This window comes from Vibrio sp. RW (assembly GCF_027587105.1).
Lineage (GTDB): Bacteria > Pseudomonadota > Gammaproteobacteria > Enterobacterales > Vibrionaceae > Vibrio > Vibrio toranzoniae.
The window spans coordinates 104540-129121 of record NZ_JAPPTM010000004.1; the positions used below are offsets into that span (position 1 = coordinate 104540).

Annotated in this window: 20 protein-coding genes; 16 read left to right on the top strand and 4 right to left on the bottom strand. The window is 45.1% G+C overall.

What is annotated here, in order from left to right:
• The first annotated feature begins 291 nt into the window (after window positions 1–291).
• Window positions 292–2166, top strand: a complete 1875-nt coding sequence (gene argH / locus OCT63_RS04840; protein WP_269983313.1) for an argininosuccinate lyase — start codon at window positions 292–294, stop codon at window positions 2164–2166.
• Between the two features lie 249 nt (window positions 2167–2415).
• On the opposite strand, the gene OCT63_RS04845 is transcribed toward argH, so the two are convergent.
• Window positions 2416–2667, bottom strand: a complete 252-nt coding sequence (locus tag OCT63_RS04845; RefSeq protein WP_077680951.1) for a DUF3624 domain-containing protein — start codon at window positions 2665–2667, stop codon at window positions 2416–2418.
• 87 nt (window positions 2668–2754) lie between these two features.
• Here OCT63_RS04845 and OCT63_RS04850 point away from each other — a divergent pair, with 87 nt between their 5' ends.
• Entirely contained in the window at window positions 2755–3102 is a 348-nt protein-coding gene (locus OCT63_RS04850; RefSeq protein WP_004729674.1) for a RidA family protein, read from the top strand.
• A gap of 240 nt (window positions 3103–3342) precedes the next feature.
• Here OCT63_RS04850 and OCT63_RS04855 read toward each other — a convergent pair whose 3' ends face one another.
• Window positions 3343–4809 (bottom strand): dihydrolipoyl dehydrogenase, encoded by a 1467-nt coding sequence (locus OCT63_RS04855; protein ID WP_137008129.1) that lies wholly within the window; start codon window positions 4807–4809, stop codon window positions 3343–3345.
• 271 nt (window positions 4810–5080) lie between these two features.
• On the bottom strand, window positions 5081–5809 hold the full coding sequence (locus OCT63_RS04860) for a glutathione peroxidase (protein WP_017055839.1): 729 nt from the start codon (window positions 5807–5809) through the stop codon (window positions 5081–5083).
• A gap of 219 nt (window positions 5810–6028) precedes the next feature.
• Between OCT63_RS04860 and oxyR the strand changes: the two genes are divergently transcribed.
• A complete protein-coding gene (oxyR, locus tag OCT63_RS04865) occupies window positions 6029–6919 on the top strand; it encodes a DNA-binding transcriptional regulator OxyR (protein ID WP_046224655.1) in 891 nt (296 codons plus the stop codon).
• Window positions 6920–7018: 99 nt separating this feature from the next.
• Here the strand turns inward: oxyR and OCT63_RS04870 are convergent, their stop codons facing one another.
• Window positions 7019–9580, bottom strand: coding sequence for a penicillin-binding protein 1A (locus tag OCT63_RS04870; RefSeq protein ID WP_269983314.1), 2562 nt, complete (start codon window positions 9578–9580; stop codon window positions 7019–7021).
• 151 nt (window positions 9581–9731) lie between these two features.
• Between OCT63_RS04870 and pilM the strand changes: the two genes are divergently transcribed.
• From pilM to OCT63_RS04935, 13 genes are all read left to right on the top strand, one after another.
• Window positions 9732–10757 carry a type IV pilus assembly protein PilM gene (pilM, locus tag OCT63_RS04875; protein ID WP_269983315.1) on the top strand — a complete coding sequence of 342 codons (1026 nt, stop codon included), beginning with the start codon at window positions 9732–9734 and terminating at the stop codon, window positions 10755–10757.
• On the top strand, window positions 10741–11340 hold the full coding sequence (locus OCT63_RS04880) for a PilN domain-containing protein (RefSeq protein WP_269983316.1): 600 nt from the start codon (window positions 10741–10743) through the stop codon (window positions 11338–11340). The genes pilM and OCT63_RS04880 overlap by 17 nt, the downstream gene beginning before the upstream one ends.
• Window positions 11333–11944 carry a type 4a pilus biogenesis protein PilO gene (locus OCT63_RS04885; RefSeq protein WP_269983317.1) on the top strand — a complete coding sequence of 204 codons (612 nt, stop codon included), beginning with the start codon at window positions 11333–11335 and terminating at the stop codon, window positions 11942–11944. The genes OCT63_RS04880 and OCT63_RS04885 overlap by 8 nt, the downstream gene beginning before the upstream one ends.
• The gene (locus OCT63_RS04890; protein WP_060468741.1) at window positions 11931–12449 is read left to right on the top strand and encodes a pilus assembly protein PilP; all 519 of its coding nucleotides are present in this window, start codon (window positions 11931–11933) and stop codon (window positions 12447–12449) included. Before OCT63_RS04885 ends, OCT63_RS04890 begins: the two co-directional genes overlap by 14 nt.
• Window positions 12450–12508: 59 nt before the next feature.
• Entirely contained in the window at window positions 12509–14200 is a 1692-nt protein-coding gene (locus OCT63_RS04895) for a type IV pilus secretin PilQ (protein WP_202603587.1), read from the top strand.
• A 176-nt stretch (window positions 14201–14376) separates the two neighbouring features.
• Window positions 14377–14895, top strand: a complete 519-nt coding sequence (gene aroK / locus OCT63_RS04900; RefSeq protein WP_017061125.1) for a shikimate kinase AroK — start codon at window positions 14377–14379, stop codon at window positions 14893–14895.
• Window positions 14896–14920: 25 nt separating this feature from the next.
• Entirely contained in the window at window positions 14921–16009 is a 1089-nt protein-coding gene (aroB, locus tag OCT63_RS04905) for a 3-dehydroquinate synthase (protein WP_161673240.1), read from the top strand.
• A 79-nt stretch (window positions 16010–16088) separates the two neighbouring features.
• Window positions 16089–17606, top strand: coding sequence for an SPOR domain-containing protein (locus tag OCT63_RS04910; RefSeq protein ID WP_161673242.1), 1518 nt, complete (start codon window positions 16089–16091; stop codon window positions 17604–17606).
• Window positions 17607–17675: 69 nt separating this feature from the next.
• Window positions 17676–18521 (top strand): Dam family site-specific DNA-(adenine-N6)-methyltransferase, encoded by an 846-nt coding sequence (locus OCT63_RS04915; RefSeq protein ID WP_060468737.1) that lies wholly within the window; start codon window positions 17676–17678, stop codon window positions 18519–18521.
• Window positions 18522–18725: 204 nt separating this feature from the next.
• The gene (gene rpe / locus OCT63_RS04920; protein WP_046224648.1) at window positions 18726–19400 is read left to right on the top strand and encodes a ribulose-phosphate 3-epimerase; all 675 of its coding nucleotides are present in this window, start codon (window positions 18726–18728) and stop codon (window positions 19398–19400) included.
• A 119-nt stretch (window positions 19401–19519) separates the two neighbouring features.
• Window positions 19520–20206, top strand: coding sequence for a phosphoglycolate phosphatase (locus tag OCT63_RS04925; RefSeq protein WP_161673244.1), 687 nt, complete (start codon window positions 19520–19522; stop codon window positions 20204–20206).
• A 186-nt stretch (window positions 20207–20392) separates the two neighbouring features.
• Complete coding sequence (trpS, locus tag OCT63_RS04930) at window positions 20393–21409, top strand: tryptophan--tRNA ligase (RefSeq protein WP_161673246.1); 1017 nt, start codon at window positions 20393–20395, stop codon at window positions 21407–21409.
• A gap of 385 nt (window positions 21410–21794) precedes the next feature.
• Window positions 21795–24389, top strand: a complete 2595-nt coding sequence (locus OCT63_RS04935; RefSeq protein ID WP_161673248.1) for an ExeM/NucH family extracellular endonuclease — start codon at window positions 21795–21797, stop codon at window positions 24387–24389.
• The last annotated feature ends 193 nt before the right edge of the window (window positions 24390–24582 follow it).

Sequence of the window (24582 nt, forward strand, 5' to 3'; positions counted from 1 at the left end):
GAGACATCATTTTTAAAGCCCATTTACTATTGATTAGTGAATGGGCTTTTTGCTTTCTATTTACTCTATCAATCAGCTTCGGTTTTTACTATTGAATGGCATATAATTCTCTTTCCACGTGAAAATAATCAATGGTTTGAAATTTTGGTGAATAAATATGTTAAAATAATGAATTAATACTTTATTTTCATTTTGAATTGCCGTAAGTTTAAACCATCAGAAAAATACTGAATCTTAATCAGAATTATCATTTGCAAAAACAGTGAGCACTGTGCAATTAGGAGATACACAATGGCATTATGGGGCGGTAGATTTACCCAAGCAGCAGACACCCGGTTCAAAGGTTTTAACGATTCTCTTCGTTTTGATTACCGATTGGCTGAGCAAGACATTGTGGGCTCAATTGCCTGGTCTAAAGCTCTACTGTCGGTCAACGTATTAACCGAAGAAGAGCAACAGAAGCTTGAGTTAGCGCTGAATGAGCTAAAACTTGAGGTGATGGAAGATCCTGAACAGATTCTACGTTCTGATGCAGAAGATATTCACAGTTGGGTTGAGCAGCAACTTATCGGCAAGGTCGGTGATTTAGGCAAAAAGCTTCACACTGGCCGTTCTCGTAATGACCAAGTGGCGACAGACCTGAAACTATGGTGTCGTCAGCAAGGTAACCAACTGCTATTGGCATTGGATCGTCTACAGAGCCAAATGGTCAACGTTGCTTCTCAGCATCAAGAAACCGTGCTTCCTGGCTACACTCACCTGCAACGTGCTCAGCCGGTAACTTTTGCTCACTGGTGCTTGGCTTACGTTGAAATGCTTGAGCGTGATTATTCTCGTTTAAATGATGCGATTAAGCGTCTAGATACATGTCCGCTGGGTTCTGGTGCCCTTGCAGGAACAGCTTACCCGATGGACCGTGAAGAGTTAGCTCACAACTTAGGTTTCCGTCGTGCAACGCGTAACTCTCTAGATTCAGTCTCTGACCGTGACCATGTGATGGAGCTGATGTCGATTGCTTCTATCTCTATGCTTCACCTTTCGCGTCTTGCAGAAGATATGATTTTCTACAACTCTGGTGAATCAAACTTCATCGAGTTAGCGGATACCGTGACGTCAGGTTCATCTCTGATGCCGCAAAAGAAAAACCCTGATGCGCTAGAGCTTATCCGTGGCAAAACGGGCCGTGTTTACGGTTCATTAGCAGCAATGATGATGACAGTGAAAGCACTGCCTTTGGCGTACAACAAAGATATGCAAGAAGATAAAGAAGGTCTGTTCGACGCTTTAGACACTTGGAATGATTGTATGGAAATGGCCGCACTCTGTTTTGACGGCATCAAAGTGAACGGCGAACGTACGCTTGAAGCGGCGAAACAAGGCTACGCTAACTCCACTGAACTGGCTGATTACTTAGTAGCGAAAGGTATTCCTTTCCGTGAAGCTCACCATATTGTCGGTGTGACGGTCGTGGCGGCGATTGCTAAAGGCTGCGCATTAGAAGACTTAAGCATCGCAGAGATGAAAGAGTTCTCTGAGGTGATTGAAGAGGATGTGTATGACATCCTGACCATTGAATCATGTCTTGAAAAACGTAGCGCGTTAGGCGGTGTATCACCACAGCAAGTGGCTTACGCAGTCGACCAAGCAGAAAAGCGCTTATCGCAACGTGACACCTCTATCGTTAAAGTTCGTTCTGCCCGTTTGACCGATATCGAGGCGCTAGAAGGTATGGTAGCCTATTGGGCCAATATGGGTGAAAACTTGCCTCGTTCTCGTAATGAACTGGTGCGTGATATTGGCTCGTTTGCAGTCGCAGAGCATCATGGTGAAGTGACGGGCTGTGCATCACTCTATGTCTATGATTCAGGCTTAGCTGAAATTCGCTCACTCGGTGTTGAAGCGGGTTGGCAAGGTCAAGGGCAGGGTACGGCTATTGTGCAACATTTGGTTGATAAAGCACGACAAATGGCCATTAAGAAGGTGTTTGTACTGACTCGTACGCCTGAGTTCTTTATGAAGCACGCTTTCTTACCAACATCGAAATCTTTGCTACCTGAGAAGGTGCTAAAAGATTGCGATCAGTGTCCTCGCCAACATGCGTGCGATGAAGTGGCGTTGGAAGTGAACTTGGTAGAACAGATTATTGCCAAGGTAAATGTTGCATAAGACATTGATTTTATAGGCCCTAAAAAAAGATCAAAAATCTGGTCTTCTTTGGGGAACAAACTAAGAAAAGCCCGGTCTATTAAAGTACCACTGCTTTTTCTTAGAATTTTCTAAGAAAGCCCTAGAGTCGATTGATTCTGGGGCTTTTTTCTATCTGCTGTTTGGGAAATGATGATGGGGCGCTAAATAGAAGCTCTACCGGGTCATTGAATCGATATTTGACCGTTATCACTTATCCCTCCAAAGACATTAGTTAACGCTTTTTTTCCTTAAAGGCAGCACCACAAACTTCATGAACCAATGCAGCGACAACAAACCGCTGAATGCGCAAGCAGCCATCATCAAGGCGATGGCATTGATGGTTTTCGGGTCTTCTCTGAAAAATACCCACCATGCTCCCCAGCTGATTATCGACAGCACCATCAGTTGATTCATACAACGTTGGCAGCGACCGAGTTTGTTGAAGATTTTTTCATTTTTATTGCAATGAACACATGTCATCTTAGGCTTAATTCGCGTTATGCTTGTTGCCTTGATAATACCACGTCACAAGATATTGGATCACGGTGACATAGAGAGAGAAGATCGATGATTGAGCGCCAAGAAACCAAGCAACGCATGAGCCGTATTGTTAAACACAATGGTACTATCTACCTATGTGGCCAAGTTTGCGCTGATGCAACCAAAGACATCACAGAACAAACACAAACGATGTTGGATAAAGTGGAAGCCCTACTTGAGCAAGCAGGCAGCGACAAAGAGCACATGCTGTCAGCAACGATTTACTTGAAAGACATGAAAGACTTCCAAGAAATGAACGCAGTTTGGGATGCATGGGTTCCAGAAGGTCACGCTCCAGCTCGCGCATGTGTGACTGGCGATATGGCTCGCGAAGCGCTACTTGTTGAAATCTCTGTGATTGCTGCTGAGAAGTAATAGCTAAGTATTTAGCGACAGGCAATGGCTTCAAGAGATTCCAGATACCTCGTCCCTCGGTTCTGGAATGACGAGTTTAGTTTTGGTTTAGTTACATAAATAAATCAACGTCATTCCCGGTAGCGACGAAGGAGCGTAATCGGGAATCTGTTATTTGCTCGTTGCCAAAAGATAAAAAGGAAAGCCAATGGCTTTCCTTTTTAGTATCTAATCTATGCGTTCTGTCTCAATCCACCGAGATTAACAACCAGGCCCACAATCTAGACAGTGCTTCACCATCTGTGGACCTAGGTGTAGTTTCGCATTGAGGTCACGTAGGGCGGTTCGTACACCCTCTTCGATAACGGGGTGGTAGAAAGGCATGTCTAGCATTTCCGAAACCGTCATCTTGTTTTGATGCGCCCAAGCTAATAGATGCGCCAAGTGTTCTGCGTTTGGCCCCATCATCTCAGCACCAAGGAAACGGCCTGTACCTTGCTCGCCGTAGACGTGCAGAATACCTTTGTTGCGTAGCATCACTCGTGAACGACCTTGGTTCTCGAAAGACACTTCTCCTGTTGCGAAACAACCACAAGTGCCTAAGCGTGTTGTGATCTCTTTGTATGTTTCACCAACCATTGCAATTTGTGGGTCAGAGAATACCGCTGAGATTTTAGAACGACGTAGACCTGCACGAATCTCAGGGAAGCGACCTGCGTTGTCACCGGCAATACGTGCTTGGTCGGCTGCTTCATGCAGGAGAGGCAGTTGGTTACTTGCATCACCAGCGATAAATACCGATGGTAGTGATGTTTGTAGCGTGTAATGGTCTGCGATTGGCACACCACGTTCATCAAGCTCAAGAGAGGTGTTCTCTAGGCCAAGCTTGTCTGTATTAGGACGACGGCCTGTTGCTGCCAGTACATACTCGACGACGTTAGTTTCTAGTTCACCTTGTTTATTGATGAACTGGATTTCAACGCGATCTTCATCAGATTCAGTAGTAATACGCTTCATGCTTTCGATTTTTACGTCGGCATCCAGGTAGAACTCTTCATTGAAGGCTTTGTTTGCATAAGCCATGATCTCTGGGTCGGTTACTGGGCCAACTTGACCACCTAAACCGAACAGTTTTGTTTTTACACCCAAGCGGTGCAGTGACTGACCAAGCTCAAGACCAATAACACCAGGACCAAATACGGCTACTGATTTTGGTAAATCATCCCAGTTGAACACGTCATCATTAATGATTAGACGGTCGCCCAGGTCGTTCCAAGCTGCAGGGTATGCAGGGCGAGAACCGGTCGCGATGACAAAACGCTTAGCCGTCACAACGGTGTGGTCATCAATTTGTAGCGTGTTGTCATCTAAGAATTTTGCGTAGCCAGAGATCTTGTCTTGCTCTGGGATTTCATCAACACCTTCTAAAACAAAACCAACAAAACGGTCACGCTCAAACTTCACTCGCTCCATGACTTCACGGCCGTTAACCACGATACCACCTTGTGGGTGAACGCCAAAAGCCGTCGCTTTCTCGATGTGGTGTACGCTTTCCGCTGCTGCAATAAGCAGTTTGGATGGCATACAACCAACACGGGCACAGGTTGTGCCGTAAGGGCCGCCTTCAATCATCACAACACTGTCAGTGTGTGCTTTTGCAGCGCGGTAAGAACCTAGACCTGCCGTACCGCCCCCGATAACTGCTACATCTACATTGACTTGTTTCATAATAATCTTCTCGCAATGGCTAAATTTAGTTTGAACGACCCCCTCCAACTCAAGTGATTTTTGAAGTGAGTCAGCGTAGTGGGTTAGTTTTGTGATTTTGTTTCTTAGGTTTAGCGTGACTCTTAAGTCAATGAGTCGAAGCTATATGCTTTGTCCAGCCTAACTTTCTAAATGCTTTTTTGAAACTTTAGAAGTGGAGCTTGTAAGTAGCTAACCTACAAAGGGTAGGTTAGCCAGTGCCTCCAATATTGCTAAGTTCTCGCTAGAAAAATTAAGCTAGGAAAGCTTCCAGCTCTTCGCTGCCACCGATGTGTTTGCCACCGATGAATACTTGAGGAACCGTAGTGCGACCAGAGATTGCACGTAGGCTTACGGTTGTTGCGTCTTTACCTAGCACGACTTCTTCGTAGTTTAGACCTTTGTCGATAAGGTTCTGCTTTGCTTTCATACAGAAAGGGCAGCCTGGTTTAGTGAATACTGTGATTGACTCTTGCTCTTTGTGCTCAGGAGCAATGTAGTTAAGCATAGTATCTGCATCAGAAACCTTGAACGGGTCGCCTGGTACGTCTTCTTCGATGAACATTTTTTCTACCACGCCGTTTTTAACCAGCATGCTGTAGCGCCATGAACGTTTGCCGAAGCCGATGTCGTTTTTCTCAACTAGCATGCCCATGCCGTCTGTGAAATCACCATTACCATCTGGGATGAATGTGATGTTTTCCGCTTCTTGGTCTGCTTTCCAAGCATTCATTACGAATGTGTCGTTTACTGAAACACATAGAATGTCATCAACACCGTTCTCTTTGAATACAGAGTGTAGCTCGTTGTAACGAGGAAGGTGGCTTGAAGAGCACGTTGGCGTAAACGCACCTGGTAGGCTGAATACGATAACCGTCTTGTCTTTGAATAGCTCTTCAGTCGTTACGTTAACCCATGCATCACCTTGACGAGTTGGGAATGTTACTTGAGGGATTGATTGACCTTCTTTAGATGTAAACATATTGATTTCCTTAAATAGTATTTTTAATTTGTTCTATCAGAGCTTAACGTTTTTCTTTGCTCTGTTTCGTTTCGTTGAGCCCATTATTAGATAATTTCTTTGATAGCTCTAATCGTTTGATGTTATGGTTTTGATAGGTAAATTCTATCAAGAACATTTATTTTAAATATTTCTATTAAAACCTTTGTTCTTATTAAAACTTGAGGTGAGAGACTGCTCATGAACATTCGTGACTTTGAATACTTGGTAGCGCTTGCAGAGCATAAACACTTCCGAAAAGCGGCAGAAGCGTGCTTTGTAAGTCAGCCCACACTCAGCGGCCAAATACGTAAACTGGAAGATGAAATTGGCCTTCAGTTAACCGAGCGTAGCCCAAGAAAGGTGATATTTACAGAATCAGGCTTACAACTTGTTGAGCAAGCGAAGTCTATTCTCAATGAGGTGAAAACCTTTAAAGATATGGCGAGTGGACACGGTGAAGCAATGACGGGGCCAATGCATATTGGCTTTATTCCGACTGTGGGCCCGTACATTTTACCCAAAATTATTCCTCATCTGAAAGAGAGCTTCCCCGACCTTGAGCTTTACCTGCACGAAGCGCAGACTCATCAATTGGTGAGCCAGTTGGAAGATGGCAAGCTCGATTGCTTGGTATTGGCTGCGGTTGATGAAACGGCGATGTTCAAAGAGATTGATGTTTATGATGAGCCGCTGAGTCTTGCTGTGCCTTGTGGCCATGAATGGGCTCAGCAAGACAGTGTGGATATGCTTCAACTTAATGGCAGAACCGTACTTGCGCTGGGCGATGGCCACTGTTTACGAGATCAAGCTTTGGGCTTCTGTTTTGCGGCGGGAGCAAAAGACGATGAACGTTTCAAAGCGACTAGCTTAGAAACGCTGCGTAACATGGTCGCAGCAGGGGCGGGTATTACTTTACTACCTCAGTTATCGGTACCAAAGGAAAAGCAGAAAGATGGTGTGTGCTATGTTCCTGCGGTGAATCCGACCCCTTCGCGCAGAATTGTCGTGGCGTACCGGCCAGGATCTCCGTTAAAGGGACGCTTTGAGCAACTGGCTGAAACTATCCGAACGCAACTTGAGAAACAGTAAGATTTAATGCCTCAAGAGGCGGTTTTCAGGCATAAAAAGGGCAGGTACGAATTATCGTATCTGCCCTTTTACTTGGTGTTTTTTTTATCAACTCTACTGCTAAAAGAGCGCTTCTACGGCTTCGCCAGACGACGTTGAGTAGATATCATCATTGAAACCTTCGGTGGTGTACTCGGTTGGCTCTGTGCCTTTTTCGAAGTACTCGAAGATTGATGAGCTATCGAACTTGTTAGTTAGTAAGCCTGTTTCACGGTCAATACGAACTCGGATTATGTTTTTCGGAAGTTCTTTGCGTTGTGCTGGTACGCCCGAGAGTGCCGTTCCCATAAATTTAACCCATGCTGGCTCTGCGGTTTTCGCTCCAGCTTCGGCACCTGTAATCGGGTTTTTTTCAAGGTTTGAGTTCGCTCTGGTACGACCTAGAGCACGGTTGTGGTTATCAAAACCGACCCATACGGTCGCAACCATGCCTGGTCCGTAGCCGCTATACCAGGCATCTTTCGAATCATTGGTTGTGCCTGTTTTACCGCCAATGTCACGACGTTTTAAAGGTTGAGCACGCCAACCAGTACCATTCCAACCTGTGCCTTGACTCCAGTCGCCGCCACCCCAAATATTGCTGTACATCATTTCACGTACTAGGAATGCGTTCTGCTCAGAGATAACTTGAGGTGCGTATTCTACTTCAGTGTCGACATCTTGCTCAGCAAACTCATCGGCCATAGTATTGCTCGTTATCTGTTGTTGACAATCTTCCTTACAAACCACTTTCGGTGTCGCTTCAAATTCAGTCTCACCAAATGGTGTCTCAATGCGGCTGATGTAGAAAGGTTCAACGTAATAGCCGCCATTAGCGAATACTGAGTAACCTTGTGCAACCTTCATTGGCGTTAAGCTGCCTGCACCCAAAGCGATGGTTTCAGAGCGAGGCACTTTATCAACATCAAAACCGAAGCGTGTTAGATAGTTACGCGTATCATCCAAGCCTACTTCACGCAGCACACGTACGGCCATCACGTTTTTAGATTGAGCTAGGCCAATGCGTAAACGGGTTGGGCCGACATAGGTAGGCGGTGAGTTTTTTGGTCGCCATGCGGTACCTTGGCTCTTATCCCATTGGTTGATAGGGGCATCGTTGATCAGTGATGCCAACGTTAAGCCTTTATTAATCGCTGCTGAATAGATAAATGGTTTGATACCAGACCCAACCTGACGAATAGATTGCGTTGCTCGGTTAAATTTGTTGTGCACGAAGTTAAAGCCACCCACCATCGACAAAACCGCGCCGTTGTTAGGGTTCATTGCAACAAAAGCAGTGTTCGCATTAGGTACTTGGCTTAGTCGCCATACTACAGGCGTTTCTGATTTCGCCTCTGCTGACTCTTCTCTAGGTTCTTCAGATACTTCATCACCTGTTATGGCTTCATGTCGAACCCAAATTTGTTCACCAACAGCAAGTATCTCTTTCGCTTGAGAAGGTGCTGGACCTTGGCGATTGTCTGTTAGGAACTTACGTGCCCAGTTCATACCTTGCCACTCGATCGATCCTTCCCCTTGGTTCTTAACCCAAACCTGTGCACTTTTCGCATCAACGCTCGTCACTACCGCTGGGACTAAGTCACCATAGGTTGGTTGAGACTTAAGGTGTTGAACTATTTGTTCATGATCCCAAGCCGATTGCTCGGTTTGCCACAGCACCTTTTCAGCACCACGGTAACCGTGACGCTCATCGTAGTTGAGTAGGTTTTTAATCGCGGCTTGGTTGGCTGCCCTTTGCAGTTTTGAATCAACCGTCGTGTAAACTTTCATACCTGATGTATAAGCCTCTTCGCCGTAGCGTTCGACCATCCAAGCGCGCGCTACTTCCGCGACATACGGAGCGCTGACTTCTATTTCTGCACCATGATATTTAGAGAGAAGCTCTTCGTTGCTAGCTTCATCGTACTCTTCTTGAGTGATGTATTGCTCATCCAACATGCGGCGTAATACAACATTACGACGGTTGGTCGCACGTTCAACGGAGTAGATAGGGTTCATGGTTGATGGTGCCTTTGGCATACCAGCAAGTGTAGCCAGTTCACTCAAGGTGAGATCTGGAAGGTCTTTACCAAAGTAAACACGAGCGGCTGCACCAAAACCATAGGAACGGTGACCAAGGAATATCTTGTTCACGTAAAGCTCCATGATTTCTTCTTTGCTAAGCAGTTGCTCAATGTGGATCGCAATGAATATCTCTTTGATCTTACGCATGATCTTCTTCTCATTAGATAAGAAAAAGTTACGCGCAAGCTGTTGAGTAATGGTACTCGCCCCTTGCTTTGCAGAGCCCGACATGGCGACCACGATGGCGGCACGGGTAATACCGATAGGGTCAATACCTGGGTGATCGTAGAAACGACTATCTTCGGTGGCAATCAGAGCCTCAACTAAGTGGCGAGGGATCTCGTCGTAAGTGACTGGATTCCGACGTTTTTCACCAAATTGAGATATCAACTTACCATCTTGACTGAAGACTTGCATTGGTGTTTGGAGTTCTACGTCGCGCAGAGTGGCAACATCAGGTAGCTCAGGTTTTACGTAATAATAAAACCCAAAAATTGTACTGACTCCAAGAATCATGCAAGTCAATGTAAATATGAATAATCTCTTTATGAACTTCACCGGATAATCCCTGATTAGTTAAGGCTGACAAGCAGCAAACCCTTGTACTCTAGGTTAAAAACTTAGCTTTCGTTTATTAACGCTTATTTAACTAATAATCACAACCCCTAGATAATCAACGAAATGCTCAGCACTTCAGGAGCTAGGTCAAATGGGTTCATCATTAATTACAGGTATAGATATAAATCATCACAGTATCAAAGCTGTGGTACTAAAACCCGTTGGGGAGTTGTATGCCATCGTGGGATACAAAGAGCTGCCTATTTCGGACGACATTTTTACAGCTAACCATACTTTGGAGTATCAGAAAACTGTTAAGAAACTCAAAGAACTTAAGAAAGGACTGCCTTTTGGAAGTCGTAACGTCGCTATTTCAGTACCAGATAACACGGTGATCAGCAAAGTACTGCAAATAGAGAGTGAGTTAGAAGATAGAGAGAAAGAGTTTTCTATCTATCAAACCTTTGCTCATCAATCTCCCTTTCCTATCGAAGAGCTGAGTTTAGATTTTGTAAAGCTCGAAGACAAACGGTTTGGTAAAGGATCGACAAGTAGTTATCAGGTGTACGCGACTCGCAAGGAAGTTGTGGATAGTCGAGCCAATGCATTAAGCAAAGCCGGGTTTAAACCTATCGTCGTTGATACCCAAGCACATGGACTTCTCAATATTTGGCAATTGGCTTCGTATTTGTCCCCAGAAAAGAAGAATTGGCTGCTGGTGGACGTTGGAATCGACCAAACCTCGTTAGGGGTTATCCCGCAGAATTCTGCGCCTTTTTATAAAGACATCGCCTTTGGTACTCAAGAGCTGTTAGGCACAGGCAGTCCAAGTGATATGGAAGGCGTGTTCGGCACCACTCAGGATACACATCGGTTTATTGTTAATCTTATTGAAAAGCTCAAGCGTCAACTGCAACTCTATTCGTCGGTAAATGCGCTTCAACCTATCTCAGGGATTTGGCTAATGGGCGAAGGAGCGAGCATACCAATGGTCGTTGAGGAGTTAGAACGTCATTTTCAGATGAGTTGTGAGTCACTGAACCCTATGTCTTTGTTTGAGAATAAGGTGGTCCAGAAACGCCGATCGTCATTGAATTGTCAGCACTTTGGTATTGCGGCGGGGATGGCAATGCGTGGCCTCAAGTGGCAGGGAGAAAAGCATGTTGCATCAAATTAACTTGCTGCCTTGGCGCGATGAAATTCGAGCTCAGTATAAGAAGCGTTTTGTTCATCTAGTCATTCTTGGCGTCATCATTGCGCTTGGTGGACAATGGGCGGTCGGCAACTACTTTCACGACCAACAAGCCAAGCAACAAGCGCGCCTCAACTATCTCAATCAATATATCGCTCAACTCGACCAGAGAATTCAGTCGTTAAAAGTGGCAGAACAGGAGCACAAAGCCATTCTTACTAGACTTGGCGTGGTCGAATCCTTACAGCTCGGTCGCAATAAGACAACTGATTTTATGAACCTGATGCCGGAGCTCATCCCTGAAGGTGTGTATGTCGATAAGATAAAAATGAATGGTCAGGAAATTGAAATGGAGGGGATCAGCGACAGTACTTCTCGTTTGGCAACGATGTTGGATAACTTAGAACGCTCCCGTTCCCTTAAAGGGGTTGAGATGCACTCTATCATTCATAATCGCAAACGCTTCAATAAGGACTTTCAGACCTTCAACGTCTCTTTTGTGTTTATCCCTGTGTCATTAGATAGTCCAGCCGAGAATGTAAAAGAGAAGGGGGCGAATCATGGTTAGTTTTCAAAATCGGGTGAGCTTGCAAGATCTCGATGTCGATGAGATCACCGAATGGCCTTTATTGCCTCAGCTATTGGTCATTTTTGCCTTGATGATACTTATCCAAGGTGTGGGTACTTGGTTGTATATTGCTCCTTTGGACGATGAACTTCAGCAGATGAAACAGCAAGAGCAGACGCTTAAAACAACTTTGCGGATTAAAGCCAATAAGGCGGCGGTTTTGCCTAAGCTCCAGAGTCAGTTGGATGATTTAACCAGTCGTTATGATTATCTATTAGAGCAGCTACCAGTACAAAAAGAGTTGGCAAGTATGTTGGCCTCAGTGAATGAGCTTGGGTTAGATAATAAGCTGACGTTTACGCGTATTGATTGGGGACAGAAGCAAAACAAGGAGTTTCTCTATCGTTTACCGCTCAATATAGAGCTAACAGGGGGCTATCACGCGATTGGAGACTTCTCAGCAGCCATCGCCAAACTCCCACGAATCATTAGCTTTAATGATGTGAGTTGGCAGCGCGTCAGCCAAGAAAGTAGCACGCTCCATTTCAGGGTGCGAGCGTATACCTACCAATTTAAGCCGGAGTTGAGTGATGAAACCCAATAGAGTGTTCTGTTCAACCTTACTACTGCTTTTGCTTGTGGGCTGTAAAGCGAATGAAGATTCGTTAGAAGGTTTTGTGGTGCAAGTCGAAGCCAAGGCCAGGAAAGAGGTGGAACAGCTTGTTCCTGCCGCTGAGTTTACGGCTGCTACTTATCAACGCCGAGCTTTTCGTCCTCCGTTTGAACTTCCTAAGGAAGCCATTGTGCAGAATCAGCCTCTAATTAAGAAAAATTGTTGGCAACCGAGCGCTCGCTCTCGGAATGGCAAGCTAGAGAAATACCCGCTGAGTAAGCTTCGTTTAAGAGGCGTGATGGGAAGTGGCTCAAGCGTGTTTGGATTAGTGCAAACACCCAAAGGGAATGTGGTAAACGTGAAAAAAGGCCAGTTTATCGGTTTAAATAACGGTCGTGTTACTAAAGTAACGAGCCAGCACGTTCTGATTAATGAAACTCTTCCAGATGGCTTAGGTTGTTGGCACAAGCGCAACGTTAAGCTGGCTCTGAAGTAAAACAATGTCACGTGATGTGAATATGAGATGTAAATATGATTAAAGGAATAAATGAGTCAATGAACAAAGGGTTACAAGGCTTGATTGTGTCTGTGATGTTGATCTTTAGTGTGCTCAGTCACGCTGAGGAATTACCTAATAAGTTAGAGAATATTGATTTTAGGGTGAACAAAAATAAAGACGCTGTCCTAATTATCGAACTCGCAACCAGCACGGTTGTGGTGGATGTTCAACGTGCGCAAGAGGGGCTAAGCATAGAGCTGATCAATACTCATGTTGATGACAACAAACTCCAGCTTCTTGATGTGAAAGATTTCGCTACCTTGGTTGAAGGCGTGGAAGTGTATAAAGAGGCCCCAAGCACTCGGTTGTTAGCGACAATCAGCAAGGACTACCAATACGAATACGATCTCAAAGGCCGTTTTATTGAGGTGGTGATCAGTAAGCCTGCTATAGAAGAAGCGGTAACAGAAAAAAGTATACTCGAGAAAGAGGGTAAGCTGATATCGATTAACTTCCAAGATATTCCAGTGCGAAATGTCCTGCAGCTTATCGCTGACTATAACGACTTTAACTTAGTCGTGTCTGATTCAGTAACCGGAAACCTAACTTTACGTTTAGATGGTGTGCCTTGGCAGCAAGTTCTAGATATCATCTTACAGGTCAAAGGGTTAGATAAGCGGGTAGACGGCAATGTCATCTTGGTGGCGCCAAAAGATGAACTCGACCTTCGAGAGCAGCAAGCGTTAGAGAAGTCGCGTTTAGAAGAGGAATTGGGTGAGCTTAAATCGGAAATCATTAAGATTCACTTTGCTAAAGCGACCGACATTGCCGACATGATTGGTGGTGATGGGACGGTGAGCATGTTGTCCGATCGTGGCTCGATTACTATTGATGAGCGCACCAATTCATTGCTTATTCGTGAACTGGAGGAAAACATTGCCGTGATACGAAGCATTATTGAATCTTTAGATATCCCTGTGAAGCAAGTTCAGATAGAGGCGCGTATTGTGACTGTTACTGAGGGGAACCTTGATGAGCTAGGAGTGCGTTGGGGAGCATCTTCAACAAACGGAAGCTTCACGGTTGGTGGTTCTATCGAAGGCAACTACCCGTCTATTGCACCTTACGATAGTAATGGGGGGAATAGCGTCATTGATGAGTACCTCAACGTTAACTTAGGTGCGACATCTTCAAATGCTTCGAGTATCGCATTTCAGGTTGCCAAACTGGGCTCTGATACCTTGCTCGACCTTGAGTTATCAGCGCTACAGCAAGAGTCAAAAGCTGAAATTATTTCGAGTCCGCGTTTGATTACCACCAATAAAAAGCCCGCTTATATTGAACAAGGTACTGAAATTCCTTATTTAGAGTCCTCTTCAAGTGGTGCAACGTCAGTCGCATTTAAGAAAGCGGTATTGAGCCTTAAGGTGACTCCACAGATCACGCCTGACAATCGTTTGGTGTTGGATTTGAGCGTAACTCAAGATAGGCCTGGACAAGTGGTGAAAACCGGAACTGGAGAGGCTGTTGCAATTGATACTCAGCGAATTGGTACGCAAGTGCTTGTTAATAATGGTGAAACGGTTGTTCTTGGTGGGATATTTCAGCACAGTGTGAGTAGCACCGTCGATAAAGTTCCTCTATTGGGAGACCTGCCTGTATTAGGGGCTTTGTTCCGCAGAAGCTACGAAAATGTAGGGAAAAGTGAGTTGTTGATCTTTGTTACACCGAAAGTTGTGATTCAGTAATGAACAATTAGATTAAAAATAAAGTTGCATTAGTGGCACCTAACCTTGATAATTTCGGGTCTTATCACGAATTATCTGTGAGGAATCGGTGCCACGGGCCTTTTAATTTCAGTACTTGTACTGACCTACCTTGTGGCGATGTCATTGAATTAACGTTGTAAATTACTGCTAAAAACATGGCTGAGAAACGCAATATTTTTCTTGTTGGCCCAATGGGCGCCGGCAAAAGTACAATTGGTAGACACCTAGCTTCCCAACTTCATATGGAGTTTTTAGACTCCGACACTGTGATCGAAGAGCGCACTGGCGCAGACATCGCATGGGTTTTTGATGTTGAGGGCGAAGAAGGTTTCCGTAAACGCGAAGAATCTGTAATCAACGACCTGACAGAAGAGCAAGGAATTGTTCTTGCGACAGGCGGTGGTTCAGTGCTGAGCAAAGAAAACCGTAACCGTCTATCTGCACGAGGCATTGTTGTATACCTAGAGACAACAATTGAAAAGCAACTTGCTCGCACTAACCGCGACAAGAAACGCCCTCTACTTCAAACAGACAACCCGCGAGATGTACTAGAAGATCTAGCCGTATCTCGCAACGCACTATACGAAGAAGTGGCGGACTACACAGTTCGTACTGACGACCAAAGTGCAAAAGTGGTAGCCAACCAGATCGTAAAAATGCTAGAAGAACGTTAAGTTCATTTTTTTGGAGAGCAAACCCATGGAACGGATTACGGTCAATCTAGCTGAGCGTAGCTACCCTATCTCTATTGGCGCCGGGTTATTTGAAGACCCGGCGTACCTTTCTTTTTTATCAGGCAAACAGAAAGTTGTTGTTATCAGTAACGTGACAGTAGCGCCTCTTTATGCCGATAAAATTTTATCGCTATTGGATCAAGTCGGCTGTCAAACTTCTCTTTTAGAGTTGCCAGATGGTGAACAGTACAAAACTCTTGAAACGTTCAATTCAGTGATGAGCTACATGCTTGAAGGAAATTACAGCCGCGATGTGGTGGTGATTGCTTTAGGTGGTGGAGTTATCGGTGATTTGGTCGGTTTTGCTGCTTCTTGTTACCAGCGCGGTATTGATTTCATTCAAATTCCAACGACACTTCTTTCTCAAGTGGACTCTTCTGTAGGTGGTAAAACCGCAGTAAACCATCCCCTTGGTAAGAATATGATCGGCGCTTTTTACCAACCGAAATCTGTCATCATCGATACTAACTGTTTATCAACGCTTCCAGAGCGTGAATTTGCTGCGGGTATTGCTGAGGTGATCAAATACGGCATCATTTACGATGAAGCCTTCTTTGATTGGTTGGAGCAGAATCTAGAGAAACTTTATCAATTTGATGAAGAGGCACTGATTACCGCAATTGCTCGTTGTTGTGCAATTAAGGCTGAAGTGGTGGCTATAGATGAAAAAGAGTCAGGAATCAGAGCGTTATTGAACCTAGGTCATACATTTGGTCATGCGATTGAAGCGGAACTAGGCTATGGTAACTGGCTACATGGTGAAGCTGTGTCGTCAGGCACTGTAATGGCAGCGAAAACGGCTCAATTACAGGGACTGATCTCTCAGCAGCAACTTGAGCGAATTATTTCTATACTCAAGAATGCGAAACTGCCAATCCATACGCCAGAAAGCATGTCTTTTGAAGACTTTATGAAGCACATGATGCGCGATAAAAAAGTGCTGTCTGGTCAGTTACGTTTGGTATTGCCAACAAGTATTGGTGCTGCTGAAGTGGTCGCTGATGTGCCTCAAGACATCATCAAGCAAGCGATCGATTTCTGCCGTACCCTTTAAATTTTGTTGTGAGGTTGCCTAGCGAAACTCTAGGCAACTGAAGCGTTTTACTGATCGATCTAATCAGTAGGGATCCCCAATGAGTTTGGCTCATGAATTAAGAGTATTAGAGTTAGAGTCTCAAGTTGAGCTGCTAGAGCGCTTACAGCTTTTGACTAACTTTGGCTCAAATCTTGTGACGGTCGCTGGAAAAGCCGGTTCTGGCCGCTCTTGGTTGGCTCAGCGTTATCTTGAAGCATGGTCGACAGAAAAAAATCAGTGTTTACTACTTTGTCATCCAAGCCAAGACGATCAACAACGCCGCGCACTTATTCTTAGTCAGATTGTTTCTGATCCACTCTTTAATCAACATGACTCTTTGTCAGATAGCCTCACCCGGTTACTGGATGGAGATTCGTGTCATGTGGTTATCGTTGTTGATGATGCGCACCGACTCTCAGAGCTATTGGTATCCGAATTATGGATGTTGGTACTGGAAGCTCAATCAAACCCTCAGTGGACGATCAATATCGTTCTCTTCTCGGAAACGGGTCATCTAGACACCCTATTAACACGTCTGAGTTACGGCCAACAACACAAGCCTATCGATCTCGAGATCGATGATCTTTCGCAACCAGAAGCTGAACATTTTTTTGAATCACTGGTGATTCGATATGTTGATGATGAGTCTGAAACTCGCGTGCGACGTGCGTTTAGTAAAGCGCGACCTCTGCCCGGAGAGTTAATGGCTTTAGGAGAATTGAAAGTGGAAAAAAGGATTATTATTCGCTCAATCATTGGTTCACCAATCAATATCGCGATTGTGGTGGCCTTGTTGCTGTTGTTGATTGGTGGTGGTTATTGGTGGATGTTCAGTCAGCCAACACCAGACGATAAAGCGCAATCTCTAATTGCACCGATTGAACAGACGGCTATTCCAACCTTTGAAGTGGAAAGTGGCACTGAACAAACCGGCGTCAATGAAGCTGTTGACTCTGAAACAACAACCGACATGAGTTACCAAGGTGCAGATGATGACAGCTCTTCTCTGCCACCGAGTGTCGTTGAAGACACCGCCAGTGTTGGAGAGGCCGAGCAAGATCAGCAGCGCGTTGTGATCACCTCTGACGTGGTTGATGCTCTGCTTGATGACAAAGTTGAGAGTGCCGATACCAGTGCGCTTGATGCGGCTGTGGAAGAAAATACCGATGCTGCTGTGAGTTCGCAGGCTGATTCAAAAGAAGCCGAGTCACAGTCGACAGCCGATGAAGAATCAGAACGAACTGACTCAACACCGCCGGCTAAAAAGATCACCTTCTCTTTTGCTCGTGAAGAGTTACAAGCTATCTCGCCACGAGCATATACTCTGCAGTTGAGCGCGATGACCTCACTGGAAGATGTACAATCTTTCATTGAAGAATATGACCTTGAAAATAAGGTTCGTATCTACCCAACACTTCGCAGCGACACTAAGTGGTTTATCATCACTTATCAAGATTACCCAACAATTCAATTGGCACGAGACGCGGTAAGTCTGTTATCAAAACCACTTCAGCAGTTGGAACCTTGGGCAAAATCGATGAATCAAGTACATCGAGAAATAGAACGTGCGAAATAACCCTGAGCTTGGCCTCAAAATATGTTACATTCCGCAGCCTTATTTTTGAGTTGATAGATAGAGCAGTAAATGAAAAAGCAGCGTGCCTTTCTAAAATGGGCTGGTGGTAAATATGGCCTAGTTGAAGACATCCAACGTCACCTGCCACCTGCTCGTAAATTGGTAGAACCGTTTGTCGGTGCTGGCTCAGTGTTTTTGAATACTGACTTTGAACAGTACCTATTGGCAGATATCAATCCCGATCTTATCAACCTGTATAACCTTCTTAAAACCGATCCTGAAACCTACATCACTGAAGCGAAGCGTTGGTTCTGCCCTGAGAACAACCGTAAAGAAGCCTTCCTAGATATTCGTGCTGAGTTCAATGGTACAGATAACGTCATGTATCGTTCGTTGGCTTTCTTGTATATGAACCGATTTGGCTTTAATGGCTTATGTCGTTACAACAAGAAGGGCGGTTTTAACGTTCCGTTTGGTTCTTATAAAAAACCTTACTTCCCAGAAGCTGAGCTGGAGTTTTTTGCCGAGAAAGCGAAAAAAGCCACCTTCGTTTGTGAGGGATACCATGAAACCTTTAGCCGCGCCCGTAAAGGCTGCGTGGTTTACTGTGATCCTCCATACGCACCGCTGTCGAATACGGCTAATTTTACCTCTTACGCAGGTAATGGTTTTAGCTTAGATGATCAAGCTGCGCTGGCGGATGTTGCTGAAAAAGCAGCGATGGAACGCGGTATTCCTGTTTTGATTTCAAATCACGATACGACATTAACGCGTCGTTTATATCATGGTGCGGAATTGAATGTGGTGAAGGTGAAGCGCACTATCAGCCGTAACGGCGCTGGCCGTAATAAAGTGGATGAGTTACTGGCGCTTTTCCATAAAGAGAAAAACCAGCAACACGCATCAGCGGAATAGGACTCGTCAGAATAACCTCCAAACTCATTAAATTGAGTGACCAACGGATACTTTCTTAAACTAATCTTTCGAACTGCTAGGATCTGCTTAGGGGCTTAGGTAGAATTGCACACCAAATAGTCTTGGGCTTGAGTCTTGTATTTGTGTATGAGATATCACCAAGGCGGTGACATTCGCAATTTACTCACTCTTAAGAGGTTTGGTATGAAAGATTTTCTAATCGCTCCATCGATTTTGTCTGCAGATTTTGCTCGTCTTGGTGAAGACGTAGAAAAAGTACTCGCAGCGGGTGCTGATGTTGTGCACTTCGATGTGATGGACAACCATTACGTACCTAACCTGACTTTTGGCGCGCCTATCTGTAAAGCGCTGCGCGACTACGGTATTACCGCTCCGATCGATGTTCACCTAATGGTTAAGCCAGTGGACAGCATCGTGCCTGAGTTTGCGAAAGCGGGCGCATCAATGATTACTTTTCACGTTGAAGCATCAGAGCACGTCGATCGTACTCTACAGCTAATCAAAGAACACGGCTGTAAAGCCGGTGTGGTTCTTAACCCAGCAACACCACTGTCTTGCCTAGATTACATCATGGATAAAGTAGACATGATTCTACTAATGTCTGTGAACCCTGGCTTCGGCGGTCAATCTTTTATTCCTCATACTCTTGATAAGCTGCGTGCTGTGCGTAAGCTGATTGATGATTCAGGCCGTGATATCCGCCTTGAGATTGATGGCGGCGTGAAGGTTGATAACATCCGTGAAATCGCAGAAGCGGGCGCAGATATGTTCGTTGCTGGTTCGGCTATCTTTAATCAACCGGATTACAAAGAAGTGATTGATGAGATGCGCGCAGAGCTTGCAAAAGTTAACGCATAAAAGTAGAACTAGGGTCAGTTGACCTAAACTAGAAAAATTTAGATTAAGGGGCTCATTGGCCCCTTTTTTACGTCTTATCGCTCAACATATAAGACGAATATAATTAATAGGAAAGTAAGATGTCATTAAGCTCAATAAAACTGATCGCCTTTGATTTGGATGGAACCTTGTTAGACAGCGTACCAGATTTAGCCGTCGCGGCTGACCAAGCTTGTCAGGAACTGGGTTTCTCTTCAGTGAGCGAAGAACAAGTTCGCGATTATGTAGGCAATGGTGCTGACGTGCTTATCGGACGCTCACTCAGCCGCAACCTAACCGTTGACCCAAGTCTAGCGCCTGATCTGCTAAAGAAAGCGCGCATCCTGTTTGATGATTTCTACGAGCAGGGCGGCCATAAGCTCAGCCACCTTTACCCGTCAGTAAAAGAGACGCTGGTTGAACTGCATAAAGCGGGCTTCACCATGGCACTTGTGACCAACAAGCCGTCGAAATTTGTACCCGACGTTCTGGCGCAACACGGTATTGATAAGTACTTTGTTGATGTGTTGGGCGGCGACTCTTTCCCAGAGAAAAAGCCGAACCCAGTGGCGCTGAACTGGTTGTTAGAAAAGCACAATGTGAAGGCAGAAGAGATGCTGATGGTTGGCGATTCAAGTAACGACATCAAAGCCGCTAAGAATGCATGCTGTCACTCGTTTGGTCTGACTTACGGCTACAACCACGGTGAGCCAATTTCAGCATCAAACCCTGACTATGTCGCAGACAACATTGCGCAATTACTAGATGTCGTTCTCGTTTCAGCATAAAGCGGACAAAAGTTAGCGAACCTACTAGCAAAATACTTGTCAATGAGTACACTGGATGAGCCGCGTAGAAAGAGCTACGCGGCTTTTCTATATTTAAGTTAAGAAGCTAGGCGAACAAGCGAAGTTAACAAACTAAGTTAACAAGCGAAGTGAAAAACCAAGCGAACAAGCAAAGGAATTAAAACCATGAGCAAGCCCATCGTATTGAGTGGTGTTCAACCATCTGGTGAACTAAGTATCGGTAACTACTTGGGTGCTCTACGTCAATGGCAACAGATGCAAGATGATTACGATTGCCAATACTGTGTTGTAGACCTTCACGCAATTACGGTTCGCCAAGACCCGAAAGCACTGCATGAAGCGACTCTAGACGCATTAGCAATCTGTCTTGCTGTCGGTGTTGATCCAAAGAAGAGCACGCTATTTGTTCAGTCACACGTACCAGAGCATGCTCAGCTTGGTTGGCTTCTTAATTGTTACACTCAAATGGGTGAGCTGAGCCGTATGACTCAGTTTAAAGATAAGTCTGCTCGTCATTCAAACGACGTCAACGTAGGCCTATACGACTACCCAGTGTTGATGGCTGCAGACATTCTGCTTTACGGTGCTCACCAAGTGCCAGTCGGTAGTGACCAGAAGCAACACTTAGAACTAGCGCGTGATATCGCCACTCGATTTAACAATATCTACGCTCCCGAAACGCCAATTTTCCAAGTGCCAGAGCCTTACATTCCAACCGTGAATGCGCGCGTGATGAGCCTGCAAGACGCGACGAAGAAGATGTCTAAGTCAGACGACAATCGTAAGAACGTCATTACTCTGTTAGAAGAGCCTAAGTCGATCATCAAGAAGATCAACAAAGCGCAAACCGATGCAGAGACACCACCACGTATTGCTCACGATTGGGAAAACAAAGCGGGAATCTCGAACCTAATGGGTCTTTATTCTGCAGCGACAGGTAAAACCTTCGCAGAGATCGAAGCGCAATACCAAGGCGTTGAGATGTACGGTCCATTCAAGAAGGATGTAGGTGCAGCATTGGTTGAGATGCTTGAGCCAATTCAATCTGAATACCACCGTATCCGTGCTGATCGTGCTTACATGGACGCAGTAATGAAAGCGGGTGCTGAAAAAGCGTCTGAGCGTGCTTCTGTGACACTGAAAAAAGCGTACGCAGCAGTCGGTTTTGTTACTCGCCCATAGGGTGCACTAAAACAACTCGCTTGAGAATTTGAGCCCAAAGTAGACTTTGTTTACTTTGGGCTTTTTATTGCCCGCTCCATTTACCTTCCCAATAAATCTCTTGTTTGAATTGATAATTCATACACTATCTAGCTAACATATTCACTTTGTGGATGCTGTGTTGTTGATCTTATTCACGGCTCTCAAGTTTTATAAAATTGCACTCATTTCTATATATGTTGGAAATATATAACGTGCCAAACAATTGATGATTCCAAAGTGATAAGTTCCTCATTTTCTTGCCAACTGACTTATTCCTTTCATAAATAAACCTGATAGTTACCACAAAATACATGACTGCCCATAGACGGCAGTGACGATAACTCAATGAACTCAGGTGAAACGGATGGCTCTTTTACACAAACCTTCATTGCTAGCAGTGGCAATTGGTAGCTTGTTAACCACAAGCGCACACGCTGATTTGTTTATTTCACAATATGTGGAAGGCGGCAGTTACAACAAAGCGGTTGAGATTGCTAATAACGGCGATAGCCGCATTAACTTAGATGGTTATTCGTTGGCTAAATCAGCGAATGGCAACGGATCATGGGGGGGCACTTTACCTTTAGATGGCCACGTTTTAGCGCCCGGTGAGGTACTTGTTGTCGCTCATACCAGTGCCAGTGATGAGATTAAGGCCGTCGCTGACATTCTAAATGCTTCGCTGGCTAACCATAATGGAGACGATCCACTGGCTATCTTGAATTCAGACTCAAGTGTGCTGGATATGATTGGTGTGATGGGTGATGTGGACTGGGGCAAAGATGTCACTTTGGTTCGAGCTGAACAAACACCATCGGCGACGTTTGACGCTTCACAGTGGATATCGCTACCAAAAGACAACATTGAAGGGTTAGGTTCACTAGACAGTGTTGAATTGCCAGAAGCGTTTACTTGTACACAAGATGGCTCAGATCCGGTATTCACCACTATTCAAGAGATCCAAGGTGAAGGTGCAACATCACCATTCATCGATGGCTATCCGTATATCACTGATGATGAATACTTCGTCAAAGGTGTGGTAAGTGCAGTGACTACAGGCCTAACCAAAGGCTTCTATCTGCAAGCTCTTGACGATGACTTCAACTCAAGCACCTCTGAAGGTCTATTCATTCATACTAACCAGTCAAGCTCAGAGCTAGCAGCGGGCGATGTGGTGTGTGTGAAAGGTAAGGTTCAAGAATACTACAGCCACACTCAGCTTAAAGTTGAAAACAATCAATGGCTAAAGCAGTGGACACAACAAGCACCTGAAGCAACGGCGATTGAAGCGCTAGACAGTGATGAGAACTTCGCGGCAACGCTTGAACGCTACGAAGGCATGTTGGTGAAAACAACCGAAGCACTTGATATGCGTGTAACGCGTACCTTCGGTTATGACTACGCAGGTCGTCGTAACAACATGGTGTTGGCGCATGAGCGTATCAACATGCAGCCTAACCAGCTTTTCGCCGCAGGTTCTGATGACGCGAAACAACAAACAGAAGACAACGCTGATCGTCGTCTTTTCGTAGAAACGGATCAAAAAGCGGGTGATGGTCAAGTTCCTTTTTATCCAGACTTTGGCCGTACCGACATCGACCAAGATGGCTCAACAGAAGACTATATCCGTATCGATGACACCATTGTTGGCCTAGAAGGTGTGTTGACTTACAGCTACGGTGAGTACCGTTTAATTGCGACTAACCAGATCTCGGCTGAAAACTTCGTTCGCAACGATCCGCGTACCGACAAGCCAGACATGGATGAAGGTGATCTACGTATCGCGACCTTCAATGTACTGAACTACTTCAACTCTCCATTTGATGGTGATGCGAACCAGCACGGCAGTAACCGTGGCGCAAACACCATCACTGAGTTTGAAATGCAGCAAGAGAAGATTGTCAACGCAATTCTTCGCTTAGACGCTGACATCATTGGTTTGATGGAAATTGAGAACAACGGATTTGGTGAAGGCTCTGCCATTGGGCAGCTTGTTAATCAGCTGAATAACCGTATTGAACGTAAGAAAGACCGTTATACGTTTGTCGCTGTCGACTCTAATGAAGATGGCGTAACCGACGAGATGGACTCGATTGGTACCGACGTAATCACAACGGGTGTTATCTACCGTAAGAAGGTAGTGAAACTTAAAGACAGCCGTGTTATCGCGATGCCAAGCCAGCAAGCACCAGAGGTGTTAGACGATTCAGGCAAGGTGATTGAAGACGGTAAGAACTACCAACGCGACTCATTAGCGCCAACCTTTAAAGTTAAAGGCACCAAAGAGAAACTCACCGTAGCGATTAACCACTTTAAATCGAAAGGTTCTAAGTGTTGGGAGGATGCTGCGCCAGTTGAAGAGGGTGGTCAAGGTGGTGTTGATGCCGATAAGCAAGGTTCATGTGAGAACTTCCGTGTGGCAGCTGCGGTCGCATTAGGTGAAGAGCTTGATGGCATCAAAGGCCATAAAGTGATTCTGGGTGATATGAACTCGTACGGCATGGAAGATCCAATGCTGGTGCTAACGGATTACTCTGAAGAGAAATACGGTAAGCAAATTAAAGCGGCGCGTAACACTTACATTGATGGTGTTGAGCAGTTTGGTGATAGCGGTGCGGTGATTACTAAGAACTACGGCTACATTAATGCAGTGGCTCAAAAGCACCCAGACAGCTGGAGCTACTCATACAATGACGAAGTGGGCGCGTTGGATCACTTACTGATCAGTGACAGCTTGAAGGACATGGTGGTTGATGCTACTGACTGGCACATTAACGGTGGCGAATCGACGTTATTTGACTACAACGAAGAGTACAAAAGCGATCTGCCTAAGTACCAAGATCACTTCCGTTCATCGGATCATGATCCTGCTGTTCTTGAGCTAAGAGTCGGCGGTTCATTCGGTTTTGGTGCACTGATGTCATTGTTCGGCCTAGCAATGTGGCGTCGTCGCAAATAGCTAAATCGTAAGTAGATTAGCAAGCTATACAAGCAAGCCAATCCAGATAGCTTAGAGCTACCTGTAAACAATTAAGGTCAACTTAGGTTGGCCTTAATTATTGGCGAAATGCAGTTTCCACTTGCCTTTCGCTATGGGTATTGCACAATACCGCCCCTATATCTCCCAACCCTTTAGTATTTAGCAAACGATT